This is a genomic window from Streptomyces sp. NPDC048504 (assembly GCF_043200035.1).
Taxonomy (GTDB): domain Bacteria; phylum Actinomycetota; class Actinomycetes; order Streptomycetales; family Streptomycetaceae; genus Streptomyces.
This window is the reverse complement of sequence record NZ_JBICXA010000011.1, coordinates 274188-288445: the sequence shown is the minus strand read 5'-3', so window position 1 is coordinate 288445 and position 14258 is coordinate 274188. Positions and strand designations below refer to the sequence as shown.

Here is a 14258-nt window from a genome sequence, read left to right as displayed (position 1 = left end):
GAGCCCCAAGCATTGCCGCCACGGCCATGCCGACGGCCAGTTCGGTACTGGAAAGGCAGGCGCCTGGCCAATGGGTCGAACCCCACCTTGTGCTTCGACGTCGCCAACCTCGTTGGCGCGGACGATGGTTGGTCGCCATGACGTCCTCGGCCACGGGCGAGGGAAGTTCCCGTGTCCCGAGCGGGGTGTCCACCACCAGGCAGAGGAGAAAGGGGTATTGCACCGACGCCGCCCGCATTGAGGGCCACTCCAACAGAAGTCGGACAGGAATCACTTTGAGTTCCGGCCTATTGGTGTGGCCTGGGTCACATGCTGTGGATCGAGTGTGATGGGCTATGGGTTTGCTTACCCGCACATGACAGAAGGTGCCCCGGTGCCAGGATGAGGCGCCATGAGGCCAGGGTGGTGTTCTCGCGCGATACGGGCCGCGATGTTCGCGGCCGTCTGCGTGGTGCTCGCTTCCCTGGGCCACGTCATGATGTCCGGGGACTACGTGCCCGCGTGGGCACTGGCCACCGGACTGGTCGTCACCGGCGTTCCGGGCTGGTGTTTGGCGGATCGTGAACGTGGGCTCCCGCTCATCGTGACGGTCGTGGTCGCCGCCCAGGCGGTGCTGCATTCGGCGTTCCTGCTTGCCCAGTCGGCGTCCGGTGATTCGGTCTCCCCGGACACCACCATGAACATGGCCTCGATGCGGACGGGCTCCATGCACATGGCCAACTCGTCGGCCGGTGGTACGTCGTCGACCGGCATGCTCGTCGCCCACCTGCTAGCCGCGCTGCTGTGCGGGCTCTGGCTGGCCCACGGCGAGAAGGCCGCGTTCCGCATCCTGCGCGCCGTCGCCGGCCGACTGCTGGCTCCGCTACGACTGCTGCTCGCCCTGCCCGCGCCCACGGACCGCCCGCACATCCGCAGGAGCCACCTCTACCCGGACCGGGCGCCGCGCCTTCTCCTCCTCGTCCACGCGATCACCTCCCGGGGACCGCCGGCTCGGACCGCTGTCGTCTGAGGACAGCCGGTATCCCGAGGCGGCCTGCGAGGCGTGCCCCGGGCCACGGCCGTACGTCCGCGCAAGCGCCGTAGGGCCGTCTCACCCCACTCACCGGACCGCCCGCGATCTCGCGCGCCTCGGTCCGGATCACGGATGACTGAGAAGGACTCCAGGTGATCACTCCTGCCCTGCCCGCCTCGCGCGGCACAGGTGAGAAGAAGTCGGCAGCTCTCGACGAGGCGATCACCGCGTGGGCGCTCGCGGCCCGGGGTGGTGACGCGGACGCGGTCGACCACTTCGTCCGCGCCCTGCAACGCGACGTCCAGCGGTACGTGGCTCATCTCTGCGGCGATCCACAGGCAGCCGACGACCTGGTGCAGGACACGTTCCTGCGCGCGCTCGGCAGCCTGCACCGCTTCGAGGGCCGCTCCTCGGCGCGTACCTGGCTGCTGTCGATCGCCCGCCGGGCCGTCATCGACAGCTACCGCTACGCCGCCTCCAGGCCCCGCTTGTCCGACGTACCGGACTGGCAGTTGGCGATCGAACTGGCCCAGCCGATCGATCTGCCCGGCTTCGAGGACGGCGTCGCGCTGCTCGACCTGCTGGCCGCGCTGCCGGACGAGCGCCGCGAAGCCTTCGTCCTGACCCAGATGCTGGGCCTGCCCTACGTGGAAGCCGCCGAGGCGAGCCACTGCCCGATCGGCACGGTCCGCTCCCGCGTCGCGCGCGCCCGGGCGACCCTGACCGACCTGCTCGCAGAGGCGGAGGAACCCGCCGTAGCGGCGGTCTGAGTGCTGCGCTTGTCGGCGCCCGACGGGGGGATGTGTGATGGTGATGACATGTCGCGCGCGTCGGGCGTGGCAGGTGTGCGTCTGGTGGCGGCCGGGAGCGAGCGCACCGGCCGGCTGGGGCGAATGGCCGTGGTGAGTCCATCCCGTATCGGCGTCTGCCGACATCAACAACCCATCAGTGGACGGGTGTTGCCTGGCTTGTCGTCCATCTCCGCGAGGTGACCGCCCGTGAAGTCGTCGTCATGAGGCCCTCTCCGTACCACCGGGCTGTCGGGGGGAGGAGGAGGTCACCGATCGGGACGTCGTCCGTGCCCTGGCCGGAGAATCGACATCGGCACGGTCGGCCGCCCCCGGACGCCACTCACCGCCGTGCCGGGCATCCGCGCGGGCAGGACGGCGGGGGTGGTGCCGTCCTGCCCGGAGCTCGGCTCGGGACGCTCTCGACCGGATGGATCGGCTCGGTCAGGCGGCGACCGAGTCTGCGACGGCGTACCCGGCCTCGACGATAGCCGCCCGCAGCCGCGCGTCGTCGAGGTCGGTGCCGTGCACGGTGACGGAGTTCGCGGCGACGTCGACCACGACCTCGCTCACGCCCGCGACCTCGGACACTTCTTCCTTGACGCTCGCCGCGCAGTGAGCACAGGTCATGCCGGTGACGTTGTACTGCTTCTGAGCCATGGGGAACTCCTGGTGCCTTGAGGGCTTTTGATGGGATACGGACCCGCAGGTGCGGATGTTCAGGCAGGGGCCATCGGTTCAGTAGTCGGCTGAGGGGTGCGCGGAGTTCCCGGCGAAGATCTGACCTCGGGTTCAGACGGGGAAGCGCGAGAACATCGGACAGGGCAGGCTGATGTGATCTTGTGGGGGAACGGCGCATGAAATGGACTTGGGAAGCGATGTGTTCGGCCCGCAGGATGTCGCCGTGGACAAGAAGCCCGAACCCTTCGTCGTGATGATGACCATCGACCGCGAGACGTCATCCGTCGTGCTGACGCGTTCGGACGGCAAAGAGGCTCGGCAGTCGATTGCCCCAGCGCCGTTCGAAAGCACAAGCGTCCTCTCGCGGTTGCACTGGTCGCCGGCTCTCGGGGACTTGGTTGCCGTGACGTGCAAGGGCGATGACATCGCCTTCGAACTGCCTGTTCGTGACCGGAGCGACCAGCTTGAGCAACGCCTCGTCGTATATCTGGACCAGTGGGTATGGCGCCGGATCACCGAGGCTCTTCAAGGCGGGACCACGGTGGACCGTGAAGACCGAGACGCTGCCGAGCAGTTGGCCGAGTGGGTACGGGACCGGCGTATCGTCCTCCCGGCCTCGGCCGGCCACTACTACGAGACGACCAAGTGGGCGTCGGAACACAATCGGTATCGCCTCGGCCTGACGATCCTCCAGCTCAGCCGAGGATGGCAGATGCTCGATCCGCTTCAGGTGCGGCGTGACGAAATCGACGGGATGTTCCGCCGTTGGCTGGGCCAGGACGCTGATGGGCGAGCGACGGCCGTGTTCACGCTGACTCCGAACTCGCTCCACTCGTCGAGTCGCATGGTGCCCTACACACCGCCTTCGGATTTCTCCACCGATGACGCCTTTCGCATGGTCGCCCTGACGGCCGCTTCCGCTTACATCGACGTCATGCTCGACACCGAGCGGGTTGAGCCTGGCCCAGAGCCCGGATGGGTGCAGTTCAATCAGCGGTTCAGCGATTGGCTGGATGGCCAGAACTGGGATTCGCAGCAGAAGCGTCGCTCCATTGACGCCCTCCTGTTCGCCGACTTCCGAAACGAGCTGGCGGAGGGGGCGCAGGGGGCCGGTCTCTCTCCGCAGGATCTCCAACGGTGGGGACAGAAGCAGCCGATGAACGGCTTCAGCATCTTGCCCGCGACGGGGCTCTATCGCGCGATGCTCCACCACCGACACCTCAACAGGGGCACGACATGGAAGCGGAGCGACCTCACGGACATGATCTATCTGTCGTGCGCGGCCGGGTACGCGGACTTCGTGGTCTGTGAGAAGCACATGAGGGAGCCGCTGGAACGAGGAGTTAGGCGACTTGGACTGCGCACGAAGGTGTTTCGGCATTTGAGCGAGGCCGTTGCGGCCATAGGCCACTCCCTAGAACATCAGGCACACGACATCGATGCCTCCGCGCAGCAGGAGTCGAATGATCTTCGGCGTGGATAACGCCTTGAGACGTCTTGTCGCGTAGAGCGACATCAGGGCGGGAAGCGCGGCGAGGAAGCGGCCGAGGACGGTGGGCGGATCGCCGTCCTCAGCCGAAGCGGTGTCAGACGACCAGCGCTGGCAGTACGTGGTCACCGACCTCGTCAGTGCTCAGGAACAAGGAGCAGACGTGCGCGCCGTGGGTCCGGCAGGCGGCCAAGTCCGGGCGCTCGTACGGCTGGTGGCAGACGTGGCGGTCGTACGTCGTCGTGCTCGGGTTGCCCTCGGCGTCGAGCAGCGGCTCGTCGGTGGCGTCGTCGGTGCGGCGCAGGTAGTACTTGCCCTTGGTGGCGATGGCCATCAGCGGGGTGAGGGCGAAGGTGATGACGGCGGCGGCGACGGCAGAGTAGGGCTGCAGGGTGTCGCCGAGGGCGTGGAAGTACATGGCGATGGACAGGCTGGAGGCGGCGACGAAGGCCACGACACCGACCGGGTTGACGGCGTAGAGCATGCCGCAGTGGAACTCGGGCTGGAGCGGGACCACCTGTCCTTGGGCGCTGCAAGTGGCCGGCCAGGGGAGTGCCCGCACACACGGTGGCGGTCTCCCCCGAGGGGACTGCCGCCCGTACAGCGTCGGCCACGTCCGCTCATGGTCCCCCGGACAGAAGGAGATGTGGCGCGGAGCTGCCCCGGCAAAACGTGCCGGGGCAGCTGTTGCGTTCAGGGTCTGTCGTGTCGGTCAGGGGCTGTCCTCGCCGCCTCCGGTGCCGCCGTTGGCCAGCCATTGTGCGTAGGCGATCGCGGCCAGGCGGGCCGAGAAGACGTTGTCACGTGCGGTGGCGGTCGTGGCGGCGGTGGTGCCGGCGGCTGCGGTGAGACCCGAAGTCGGCGTGTACATCGCCTCGTTGAAGACCGACCCGCTGGGGGCCGAGGCGACGGCGAAGACGGGGTGTGCCGTTCCGCCGGAGAAGGATGTCGAGATGTAGTCGCCGACCATGGTGCCCTGCGTGGTGCTCGCCAGCCAGGAGTGGGTCATCGGGCCGGCCAGCTGGGTCGATGTGGTCCAGGTGCTGCCGCCGTTGGTCGAGGAGACGTAGCCGACGTCCAACTGGCAGGTGGCGGCGGTGCAGTTGGCGACCGGGTGGTAGTAGTACGCCAGCGCCAGGTGGGCGGTGGTGCCCGAGGTGGCCGGGTCGACGGCGAGGCCGGGGATGAAGTGGTCGACGGTGCTGGTGGTCGCGTCGATGGGGATGCGGGTCACTGCCGACCAGGTGGTGCCGTTGGTGGATGTGGACATCACGATGTCGTTGGAGGTGCAGGAGCCCCCGCTGGCGCGGAAGCGGCAGTCCTGCCAGACGACGTACGCCTTCCCGGCGGCGTCGATCTCGGCGGAGGGCAGCGGGCCGCTGCGCAGGCTGCCGCGCACGGTGAAGGTGCTGACGGTGGCGATGGTGGTGGTCGAGGTCCAGGTACTGCCGCCGTTGGTGGACCGGAAGGAGAGGACCGACGTCTCGGAGGCGTTGGACGCCGGGACGATCACCGTGCCGTTGGGCTGGACGACGGGCTGGCCGCCGAGGCCGGTGGCGTTGTTGCCGGTGTTCTTCGAGGCGCCCCAGGTGAGGCCGCCGTCGCTCGACGTGGTCATCTTCAGACGGTCGCCGTCGCCGTTGTTGTCGTACTCGGTGTAGCAGTTGCCGTAGAAGGCGCTGGTGGCGGTGTTGTCGCAGACGATCCAGTTCTTGTCGAGGCTGGAGCCGGTCGCGGTGACGACGGGGTTGCTCCAGGTCAGCCCGCCGTCGGTGGAGCGGCTGGTGAAGACCTCCGGCACGGTGACGGACGAGGTGATGGGGATGCTGGAGATCAGCCAGGTGTTGTGCTTCGCGTCGTAGGTCACCGACGCGTCGCTGACCCGCTGGAAGGTGCCGCCCGCCTGGGTGGTGATGCCCGGCAGGAAGCCCTTGGTCCAGGTGGCACCGCCGTCGGTGGAGGTGGAGAAGCCGACGTTGGAGGCGCCGCCGTCGTTGAACCGGCCGACCTGGAAGGCGGAGACGATGGTGGAGCCGTAGGAGAAGGTGTCGGGCTCGACCTCGGTGGCGTGCTGGCTGGTGGTGTTGGTGTAGGGGTCGGTGTTGATCTGGGTGAGGGCGGGCGCGGCGCCGGCGGTGGTCGTCGACAGGGTCAGCAAGCCGGCCGCGAGGGCCGCCGTCACCAGGCCGGGTCTCGCCAGGCGGTGGAGCAGGGATGCCAGGGACATTTTCCGTTCCCTTTCGAGGAAGGGGCACGTCCGGCATCGGTGCGTCGCGAAGGGGGGTCGGGAGCATGCCTCGTACACGTCCGCACCATCAGGGCGGGCGGAGCCCGGCCGAACCGAACAACGTGCAGGACGTGCTGAAGGACGCCGCCACTCTGCTGCGGCATGCATGACCATGTCAACGCGTTTCGTCGCAACACCGCCTGAACCGCAGGGAATTGACGTCCCCTTGACCCTCGGACACTTCGATGGCCCTGCCCGGCCTGCGCGAGGCCCTGGGCCTGGACGAGTCGGCCGCGACCCGCACCACGGCCGACGCTGCCGAGGAACGGGCCCTGTCCTGGTCCAGGCGATGGAGGACGCCGACTGGGATCCGGCCGCCGTACCCGTCGACCACGGTGAACAGGTCGCCGCCGTCCTGGAGTTCGCCGCCTGCGAGGTCGTCCCACGCCTGGCCGCCACGACCGCCGAACTCGACCGTACCGTCCACGCGCTGAACGACGGCTTCGTCCCGCCGGCCCGCCGCCACGTCGCCGCACTGTTGACACACGGTGCGGTGGCCCGGTCACGCCGTAGTGCACCGCTCCCGCGTGCGCACGGTGTGCGTCAGGCCCGGGCCGTCAGGGTTTCCAACGCCCGGTAGACCGTAGTGGGGTGAACGACCCCCCGGTCAGGGCCAGTTGGGCACACGTTTCAGCGGTGGAGAGGTGGCGCTCCGGCGTCGACAGTACGGCCAGTACGTGCAGTCGACCCGGAGTGCAGCGCTGACCATGTTGCCCCAGTGAAGCCCCGGGTTCCGGCCGTGCCGTGTCGTGGCGCGCTGGCTGAGAAGCCCCGCTCACGTCAACTGCCCTTCCCGTGCCTGCGACACGTCGGAAGTCCTAGATCCAATGCCTGATCCGCAAGGAACCGGTCCTGCTGCTAGCGTGCACCTGCATATCATTCGCAATAACGTCGGAGGGTGTTGGACATGGCGGTTTACACGCTCCCGGAGCTTCCGTACGACTACGCGGCACTTGAGCCAGTCATCAACCCGCAGATCGTCGAACTGCACCACGACAAGCACCACGCGGCATACGTGAAGGGCGCGAACGACACCCTGGAGCAGCTGGCGGAGGCGCGCGACAAGGAGTCGTGGGGCTCGATCAACGGCCTGGAGAAGAACCTGGCCTTCCACCTCTCTGGCCACATCCTGCACTCCATCTACTGGCACAACATGACGGGCGACGGCGGCGGCGAGCCTCTGGAGGCCGATGGCGTCGGCGAGTTGGCGGGCGCGATCGCCGAGTCCTTCGGCTCGTTCGCCGGCTTCAAGGCCCAGCTCACCAAGGCGGCGGCGACCACCCAGGGATCTGGCTGGGGCGTCCTCGCCTACGAGCCGCTGAGCGGCCACCTGATCGTCGAGCAGGTCTACGACCACCAGGGCAACGTCGGCCAGGGCTCCACCCCGCTCCTCGTCTTCGACGCCTGGGAGCACGCCTTCTATCTCCAGTACAAGAACCAGAAGGTCGACTTCATCGACGCGATGTGGGCCGTCGTCAACTGGCAGGACGTGGCCAGGCGTTACGCCGCCGCCAAGGAGCGCGGCGACAGCCTGCTGCTCGCGCCGTGACGCCGTAGGCACGACCGCACAGATGTCCTGCTCGTGACCGTCTTCTCAACCTTCACGGGGCAGGCAGTACAAGGAAGGGCTCCCGCGGGGCGGATCCTCGCGGGAGCCCTTCTGCTTCGTCAGGCTGTACAGCGTGGGGCTTTCTCGACTCCCCAATTGGGGAGTCGGACGTATCTTCGGGCGGTGAGCGGGCCGGAGGCGGCTCACAAACCGGTGACGGGCTGCCCGGTGAGTGCTTGGGCGATCTGCCACAGCTGTCCGCCGCGGGACGCCTTCACGAGAACGACGTCGCCCGGGCGGAGGATAGAGGCCAGGTACGCGGCGGCGGTGCCGTTGTCGCCGACCATCGCGATGTCCGGGACGCCTGCCGCGCCCGCTGCGAGGGCGAGTTGCTTGGCGAGTGTGTTGCCGACCGCCACGATGAGATCGACGCTGTTCTCTGCTGCCATGCGGCCGACCTGGCGGTGGGCTTCCACGGCTTCGTTGCCAAGCTCCAGCATCTCTCCGAGTACGGCGATCCTTCGGCCGCCTGCGGCCTCGGTCGTCTCGCCGTGTGTCTCGGGCATCAAGATTCTCCGTTGTTCAGGGGCGCGAAGGTGATCGCGCGGCCGGCGTAGGAAGGGGACAGGCGACTCAGGGGGACTCGATCGTGCCTCTGGCCCCAGGCCGATGGGTCCCGGATGAAGATCGTCGGGTCGGGTCCGTCCTCGTAGCCGTGAAGGATGACGAGGTGGCCCCCGGAACGTCCGTCGTCGGGGAACTGCTCGGTGACGGACACGATGACGGGTGCGACATCGAGGCGGCCGAGCAGGTCTTCGACCGGCACAGGCTCAGCGGTCGCAGGGACCCCGAGGTCGGTAGCCAGGCTCGCGATCCCCGCGTGGAGCGCTCCACGCGGGGTCAGAACCTCGTTCTTGACCGCGAGTTTCAGCAGTTCCGTGACCGTGGGTGCCGCGCGCCCGTAGGCGAGCAGGATCATCCTCAGAGACGCCAGGCCGCACGCCCGGTTGGACCACTCCAACCTGTCTCCCAGTGCCCAGCCTCCGTGCAGATCCCATTCCGCGGGGTCGATGAGCTGTCGGCACATGGGGACATCGTGGACACGCGACACAGCGGGCGAGCTCCTACGGTGAGACGGCAGCCTCCCGAGTCAGTGTGATGCTCGCGAACGCGGGAGTGGGCAGGGGAACATCGTAGGGCGGGCGGGCCAACGCCTCGTGCAGCATGGCCACTACGACATCCGTGTGCGTGAGTCCGACCATCGCGGCGCCCACCACGAAGTTGCTGTCACGGGACATGCCCGGCGTGCTGTTGACCTCCAGCACGTACGGCTCGTCGTCCTCGGCGAGGATGAAGTCGACGCGCGCCGAACCACGCAACCCGAGCCCGTCCCATAGCATCGTGGCGCACTCGGTGACCTTGGCCAGCACCTCCGGCGACAACTCGGCGGCCCGAACGGCTACGGCGCCCTTGGAGTCCACGTCGAGTTTCGTGTCGGCGTCGTAGAACGCCGCCTCGGTGGCTTCGGTGGCCAGCGGGGGAAGTACGACAACTGCGCCTCCGGGTAGTTCCAGAAGCCCCACGGTCAGCGGTACACCGGGCAGGTAGTCCTCGACCAGTACGGCATCGCCTTCTTCGCCGGCCGCGTCCGCCAACGCCTGGGGAAGATCTGCCTGTTCGCGGACCAGGCTCATGCCCACGCTGGAGCCGCCGAACGGCGGTTTGACCATCGCTGCCCGCCCGTTCCAGCGCGTCGGCCCGCCGGACCACACCCACCACCCGGGGGTGGGGACGCCGAGGCTCAGCATCACCCGCTTGCAGAGGATCTTGTCGGCGGCCACGGCGGATGCCGCGACTCCGCTGCCGCAGTACGGCACGCGCAGGTAGTCGAGCAGACCCTGCAGCCTCCCATCCTCCCCATATGGACCGTGAAGGTTGGAGAGGGCGACGTCGTACCCGGCCAACTCCGTGATGAAGTCCGGCTCGCACGGGTTCAGTACGTTCCAGCGGGCGCCGATGTCGTCGAGGGCCTCGGACAGGGCGGTCACGGAGCGCTGGTCCACGGGGCACGTCGAGTGGTAGAGCCGGTCCTCTGCCGATACCGGCCCGTAGACGAGGGCGACACCGAGCCCCTCGCGGTCGCGCTGCCAGTCGCGAAGGCTCTGGGTGGCTTCGCGCACCGCGAGGTCGGAGCTGGAAGTGAGGAACTGAGTCATGCGAGGACCCCTTCGAAGGTGTGGGCGACCGGCCCGCCGACCCAGTGAGTCCGCTTCGGTCGGTCGGGATGTGGCCGGACGGTGAGCGGTTCCCCGGCGCGGTTGTGGACGGTGACGGTGCGCGGCGACACGAGGCCCCGCAGGATGGCGACGACGACGGCCGCGACGGCTCCGCTCCCGCACGACAGGGTTTCCGCTTCGACGCCGCGCTCGTAGGTGCGGACCTTCAGCGCCTGGTGGCCGGCGGCCTGTACGAAGTTGACGTTCGTCCCCAGCGGGGCCAGGTCCGGGTGGTGGCGGACGAGGCGTCCGACGAGTACCGCGTCGATGGCATCCACGTCGTCCACGACGGCGACGACGTGTTCGGTGCCGGTGTGGGCGCTGTCGAACCAAGTGGGCTTGCCGTTGATGACGGTCTGAACGCGTCGTGGATGGACCGCGCCGACCTCGGCGGTGACCCACACGGAGTCGTCGCTCACGATCGCCTCGTGCATCACCCCCGCCATGCGGAGGCTCATCTCGCTGAAGCCGTGGTCGTGGTGTGCGGCCCAGGCGGTACACCGCAGAGCGTTGCCGCACATCGTCGCGATCGAGCCGTCAGCGTTGAAGCAGCCGACTTCGAGGACGACCGGGCTGATGCTGATCAGGCTGCTGATGACAAGGCCGTCCGCGCCTACGCCGGTTCGCCTGGCGCAGAGGCGCTCGGCCTCCTTTGGCCAGTCCTTCTCGCTATTCGGCGAGGGGTCGGATAACAGGACGAAGTCGTTCCCAGCTCCGTGGATCTTGCGGAAGCGCATGGCGAAGCTCCTCGCTGGCGTGAGGTGACAGTTCTCGTGATGGCTGAATGGGGGCCGGGATCAGAGGAGTTCGACGGGCCGATACGTGGTCGCCGACTCCCTCATGACCCATGGGGAGTGCTCGTCGAAGATCAGAACGCGGCGCCCCGCGGTGCCGGCGGACCTCATGTCGCGGACCCGCAGGTACAACCCGTCGAGGAACACGAAATCTCCAACGTGGACATCGCTTGGTTGCCTGTAACCGGGGATGGTGCCGAGGGGAGGAGGCACAGGGGTTGGTTCGGTGGTGCGGCGCCCGTACATTCAGCCTCTCCAGATGGACAGGAGGATCGAACCGCCGAGTGCCAAGAGGCTTGCCACGTAAGCGAGTTGTTGGTTCCGGGGGTTCACGGGGCACCAACCAGGTGGCCGTGAAGGCGGTCGCGGACCGACGGGATACCGATCTCCTCAAGGGGCATCCAGGCCGCCGCGCCGGCTTCGATCACCATCGGAGCGATGGCGCCGGAGTGGGCCCGGAAGAGGTATCTGAAGCCGATCCGGAGGCGGGGGCCGTATCTGTGCTGCCCCGCTCTGGTCACGTCGATCAGGAAGGGGCCGTCGCTGTCGGGTTCCGTCCACACGTCCCGGATGCCGACCGCCTCGGCCAGCAGACGCAGCGCCGCCCCTCCGAGCGAGTTGTCCTGTTCCTCCGGCTCTGCTTCGGCCAGGGCGAAGGTGCCTTCGTGCCGCAGGCACAGGACACGATCGTGCTCGTCGACTACGACCGCGCCCGTCGTGATGAGCGGGCAGCGCCGGCTGTGGGTGCAGGTCCCGCGCTGTGCGTGGTCGCGGGCGGCGTCGTACACCGGCATCAGCGCCATCTGCTCGTCAGGGTGCGCGTAGATGTAGTGGGACAGCTCCCGGACGATCTGGTCCTCCCGGACACTCACGGGGCACCGAGCCCATGGCGCTGTGTGTAGATCCACAGGAGCCTTCGCGTGACGTCGGCGGCATCCCGTAGATAGATGAAGGCGCCGAACGACGGGGTCTCCGCGGTCGGACGGTTCTGCAGGTCGAGGAGCCGGTATCCCTTGCGGAACAGCTCCCGTACGTCGTCGTCCTCGTCCGCCCCCAGGTCCTCACCGAGCAGGAGGTTGAGGTGTCCGACGATCTCCGGCAGGGAGGTGTCCATGTCCTTGCGGGTGGAGGTGGCCATCTGCATGGAGAGGGCTGCCTCGGTGCTTTCCGAAATCGTCTCGACGTCGACGGGGAGAACTTCGGTTCCCGCGCTGTCGGTTGCTCTCGATGCCTTGCCGCTACTTGCCACAGTGATCACCGTCTCGCCCCTTCAGTGCGCGTTTCCGGCCGTGCCAGTAACGCTAAGAAGGGCGACAGGAGGGGCTCTACGAGTGTGCCGGAACTTGCCCGGCATTCACCCCAGGGATTCGATGGCCGCCGTGATGATTTCGCGCGCCGCCGAGCCGTAGACAGCAAGCTCGGCCAGATCCGTGAACGTCTGGGCATACATGGCAAGTTCGTGCTTCTGCGTGACGGCGAGATGGGCCGAGACGAGTTCGACGTGGACCGTGTGGTCGTCGTACAGGAAGAAGCCTTCGACGGGCCAGAGGCCGGAACGGTCGGCGTCCTCAGGAATGATGCCGATGCTCACCGACGGCAGCGCCATAACGCTGAGCAGATAGCCGAGTTGGCCGGCCATCACCTCTGTTCCGCCGATGCGCTTTCGGAGTGCTCCCTCTTCCAGGAGGATCGCGAACGTGTGGTTGCCGTAGACGATCTGCTGCTTCTCCACACGTACCTTGACGGCCGCCGGCACGTCATCAATGAGGCCGCGGCGGTTGCGAATTGAGGTGAGCAGTGCGGTGATGTACGAGGCCGTCTGCACGGGGCCGGGAATGAGCCACGGGGAGTAGAAGCGGAAGCGCTGGGTGCGTTCCCACAGGGGGAGGACGGACTCCTGGGCCTGCTTCAGGCCGGTGCGCTCCAACCTGCGCCACTCGACGTACATGCCCTCGATGCCGCGGGCTGTCGAGATGAGATCCTCGGCTGTGCTCTCCGCACCGCAGGCAGCAGCCCACGCGCGAAGGTCGCGCTCCGAGGGCGGACGTGTGCCGCTCTCGAAGCGCGAACACTTCGACTCGTGCCAGCCGAGACTGCTGGCCAAGGCTCGTTTGGTGAGCCCGGCTTCGAGCCGGATTTCACTCAGGCGTTTACCAAGAGCCCTGCGGGCTTCCTGAACGCTCGAAGATGGCGATGTCATGTCGCTGCGACGGTGCTGTTCGGGCTGTCAGACCGGCTGGAACTCTGTGTGCGGTGTTGCCCGCGCCCACACGGCCTCGAAGGCCGACTCGCAGAGCTTTGCCACCTCGGGGTCGTCCGTGAGTTCCACTTCCATGTTCTCGCCTTCACCGTCGAAGTGGTTGACGAGAACGAGGCTGGAGTCGAAGAGCCAGAAGTCGTTGCCTGGAAGGGCGAGGCCCGTTGTATTTCGCCGGGAGAGCCAGCGGACGTCTTCGCCGGCGGCGATGTTGAGTCCGTCCGTCACGTCGTACTCGAAGCGGATGTACTCGCTGACAGGAGTCGAGACGACGCGGGCCCGGCGGACCTCGACGCTTCGCGAGGTCGCCTCCGTGACGATGCTGTGCCAGTCGCCCCAGCGCTCGGCCGGGTCGAGTGCGATGCCGGCCTTCCAGTCGATGAAGGCCGGGTCCGACTTCATGTAGGCGTCGCGCATCTCCAGATGGAGGGCCGTCCGCTGGCAGTCGCGGAACAGTTCCTCAAACGTCGGGGTCCTCGTCAACCTTCTTCACCTCCAGGAAGAACTGCACCATGCGCCGGGGGATCTCCACCACCGACTCATGGCCGGGGATGTCCATCTGCCCGAGGCGCTCGATGTCCTCCACCTTCAGCCCCTGCACGAGGTAGCTGTCCTTCTCCTCGTCGAGGTAGATGGTGGGGGAGCCGCCACTGGGACTCTCCGGGTCCTTACCGAGCTTACGCAGGGCCATGATGTCCTCCTCGGATGCCGGTAACGATCTCTGTGCCAGAGCTTGCCCGTGGCTGTGCCGTGGGGCTAGGAACTTGCCGAAACTTGCCAGGAGTACGGAAGTTGACCTTACGAGGCCGGGGTCAGAGCGACGAAGAGCGGACCGGCCGCAACACCCCAGGGATGGCCGGATTTGATTGCTGTCCGCCCTTCCCTGGCAACGGATATCGTTCCTCCAGGGAACGCACCGTCCGTTCCCTGAGGGAACGCCCTGTCTGTTCCCTCAGGGAACACCTGTGACGCGTTTACGCCCCCAACTTGGGTCTCTCGTACGGCTGGGTTCGCTGTTGGTCGCCTCGATTGGATGGCGACGGACGCCAGTTCGCCGGAGGCAGACAGGGAAGATCGCGAAACCACTGGCGCTCTGCGGATTGGCATGTCAACCTGAACGACCGT

General features: G+C 67.4%; 16 protein-coding genes and 2 pseudogenes. 5 read left to right on the top strand and 13 right to left on the bottom strand.

The features are described from left to right. Positions 1-391 precede the first annotated feature (391 nt). Both ACGFY9_RS27495 and ACGFY9_RS27490 read left to right on the top strand, forming a co-directional pair. Positions 392-1009: a hypothetical protein gene (locus ACGFY9_RS27495; protein WP_393758398.1), complete on the top strand. Its 618-nt coding sequence runs from the start codon at positions 392-394 to the stop codon at positions 1007-1009. A 155-nt stretch (positions 1010-1164) separates the two neighbouring features. Next, on the top strand, positions 1165-1782 hold the full coding sequence (locus ACGFY9_RS27490) for a sigma-70 family RNA polymerase sigma factor (protein WP_393758396.1): 618 nt from the start codon (positions 1165-1167) through the stop codon (positions 1780-1782). Between the two features lie 462 nt (positions 1783-2244). On the opposite strand, the gene ACGFY9_RS27485 is transcribed toward ACGFY9_RS27490, so the two are convergent. Then, positions 2245-2460, bottom strand: coding sequence for a heavy-metal-associated domain-containing protein (locus ACGFY9_RS27485; protein ID WP_393758394.1), 216 nt, complete (start codon positions 2458-2460; stop codon positions 2245-2247). Positions 2461-2662: 202 nt separating this feature from the next. Between ACGFY9_RS27485 and ACGFY9_RS27480 the strand changes: the two genes are divergently transcribed. Then, a complete protein-coding gene (locus ACGFY9_RS27480; RefSeq protein WP_393758392.1) occupies positions 2663-3964 on the top strand; it encodes a hypothetical protein in 1302 nt (433 codons plus the stop codon). Between the two features lie 103 nt (positions 3965-4067). Here the strand turns inward: ACGFY9_RS27480 and ACGFY9_RS27475 are convergent. Beyond that, positions 4068-4481 (bottom strand): annotated as a pseudogene (locus tag ACGFY9_RS27475) (allantoin permease); the annotation flags it as partial. A 201-nt stretch (positions 4482-4682) separates the two neighbouring features. Then, on the bottom strand, positions 4683-6197 hold the full coding sequence (locus ACGFY9_RS27470) for an exo-alpha-sialidase (RefSeq protein WP_393758390.1): 1515 nt from the start codon (positions 6195-6197) through the stop codon (positions 4683-4685). Between the two features lie 248 nt (positions 6198-6445). On the opposite strand from ACGFY9_RS27470, the pseudogene ACGFY9_RS27465 reads away from it, so the two are divergent. Next, positions 6446-6708, top strand: a pseudogene (locus ACGFY9_RS27465) (hypothetical protein); the annotation flags it as partial. Between the two features lie 456 nt (positions 6709-7164). Further along, positions 7165-7806 (top strand): superoxide dismutase, encoded by a 642-nt coding sequence (locus ACGFY9_RS27460; protein ID WP_393758389.1) that lies wholly within the window; start codon positions 7165-7167, stop codon positions 7804-7806. A gap of 203 nt (positions 7807-8009) precedes the next feature. Here the strand turns inward: ACGFY9_RS27460 and ACGFY9_RS27455 are convergent, their stop codons facing one another. The 10 genes from ACGFY9_RS27455 to ACGFY9_RS27410 all read right to left on the bottom strand — a co-directional run bounded on the left by ACGFY9_RS27455 (position 8010) and on the right by ACGFY9_RS27410 (position 13824). After that, positions 8010-8372 (bottom strand): glutamate ligase domain-containing protein, encoded by a 363-nt coding sequence (locus tag ACGFY9_RS27455; protein ID WP_393758387.1) that lies wholly within the window; start codon positions 8370-8372, stop codon positions 8010-8012. After that, positions 8372-8893 (bottom strand): C39 family peptidase, encoded by a 522-nt coding sequence (locus tag ACGFY9_RS27450; RefSeq protein ID WP_393758385.1) that lies wholly within the window; start codon positions 8891-8893, stop codon positions 8372-8374. Before ACGFY9_RS27450 ends, ACGFY9_RS27455 begins: the two co-directional genes overlap by 1 nt. A gap of 37 nt (positions 8894-8930) precedes the next feature. After that, positions 8931-10022, bottom strand: coding sequence for an ATP-grasp domain-containing protein (locus ACGFY9_RS27445; RefSeq protein WP_393758383.1), 1092 nt, complete (start codon positions 10020-10022; stop codon positions 8931-8933). After that, complete coding sequence (gene dapF, locus ACGFY9_RS27440; RefSeq protein ID WP_393758381.1) at positions 10019-10819, bottom strand: diaminopimelate epimerase; 801 nt, start codon at positions 10817-10819, stop codon at positions 10019-10021. Before dapF ends, ACGFY9_RS27445 begins: the two co-directional genes overlap by 4 nt. A gap of 60 nt (positions 10820-10879) precedes the next feature. Further along, positions 10880-11023, bottom strand: a complete 144-nt coding sequence (locus ACGFY9_RS27435) for a hypothetical protein (protein ID WP_393758379.1) — start codon at positions 11021-11023, stop codon at positions 10880-10882. A 182-nt stretch (positions 11024-11205) separates the two neighbouring features. Beyond that, positions 11206-11748 carry an NUDIX hydrolase gene (locus ACGFY9_RS27430; RefSeq protein WP_393758377.1) on the bottom strand — a complete coding sequence of 181 codons (543 nt, stop codon included), beginning with the start codon at positions 11746-11748 and terminating at the stop codon, positions 11206-11208. After that, positions 11745-12134: a hypothetical protein gene (locus tag ACGFY9_RS27425; protein WP_393758375.1), complete on the bottom strand. Its 390-nt coding sequence runs from the start codon at positions 12132-12134 to the stop codon at positions 11745-11747. The genes ACGFY9_RS27430 and ACGFY9_RS27425 overlap by 4 nt, the downstream gene beginning before the upstream one ends. A 96-nt stretch (positions 12135-12230) precedes the next feature. Then, positions 12231-13076 carry a helix-turn-helix domain-containing protein gene (locus ACGFY9_RS27420; RefSeq protein WP_393758373.1) on the bottom strand — a complete coding sequence of 282 codons (846 nt, stop codon included), beginning with the start codon at positions 13074-13076 and terminating at the stop codon, positions 12231-12233. Between the two features lie 27 nt (positions 13077-13103). Next, the gene (locus tag ACGFY9_RS27415; protein ID WP_393758371.1) at positions 13104-13616 is read right to left on the bottom strand and encodes a DUF6879 family protein; all 513 of its coding nucleotides are present in this window, start codon (positions 13614-13616) and stop codon (positions 13104-13106) included. Then, positions 13594-13824 carry a hypothetical protein gene (locus ACGFY9_RS27410; RefSeq protein WP_067022411.1) on the bottom strand — a complete coding sequence of 77 codons (231 nt, stop codon included), beginning with the start codon at positions 13822-13824 and terminating at the stop codon, positions 13594-13596. Before ACGFY9_RS27410 ends, ACGFY9_RS27415 begins: the two co-directional genes overlap by 23 nt. Positions 13825-14258 lie beyond the last annotated feature (434 nt).

What these genes read in the sequence shown, in the direction of transcription:
- ACGFY9_RS27420 (WP_393758373.1), bottom strand. Translation starts at nt 13,076, where the DNA reads ATGACATCGCCATCTTCGAGCGTTCAGGAAGCCCGCAGGGCTCTTGGT.
- ACGFY9_RS27450 (WP_393758385.1), bottom strand. Translation starts at nt 8,893, where the DNA reads ATGTGCCGACAGCTCATCGACCCCGCGGAATGGGATCTGCACGGAGGC.
- ACGFY9_RS27485 (WP_393758394.1), bottom strand. Translation starts at nt 2,460, where the DNA reads ATGGCTCAGAAGCAGTACAACGTCACCGGCATGACCTGTGCTCACTGC.
- ACGFY9_RS27455 (WP_393758387.1), bottom strand. Translation starts at nt 8,372, where the DNA reads ATGCCCGAGACACACGGCGAGACGACCGAGGCCGCAGGCGGCCGAAGG.
- ACGFY9_RS27410 (WP_067022411.1), bottom strand. Translation starts at nt 13,824, where the DNA reads ATGGCCCTGCGTAAGCTCGGTAAGGACCCGGAGAGTCCCAGTGGCGGC.
- ACGFY9_RS27470 (WP_393758390.1), bottom strand. Translation starts at nt 6,197, where the DNA reads ATGTCCCTGGCATCCCTGCTCCACCGCCTGGCGAGACCCGGCCTGGTG.
- ACGFY9_RS27460 (WP_393758389.1), top strand. Translation starts at nt 7,165, where the DNA reads ATGGCGGTTTACACGCTCCCGGAGCTTCCGTACGACTACGCGGCACTT.
- ACGFY9_RS27480 (WP_393758392.1), top strand. Translation starts at nt 2,663, where the DNA reads ATGGACTTGGGAAGCGATGTGTTCGGCCCGCAGGATGTCGCCGTGGAC.
- ACGFY9_RS27445 (WP_393758383.1), bottom strand. Translation starts at nt 10,022, where the DNA reads ATGACTCAGTTCCTCACTTCCAGCTCCGACCTCGCGGTGCGCGAAGCC.
- ACGFY9_RS27495 (WP_393758398.1), top strand. Translation starts at nt 392, where the DNA reads ATGAGGCCAGGGTGGTGTTCTCGCGCGATACGGGCCGCGATGTTCGCG.
- dapF (WP_393758381.1), bottom strand. Translation starts at nt 10,819, where the DNA reads ATGCGCTTCCGCAAGATCCACGGAGCTGGGAACGACTTCGTCCTGTTA.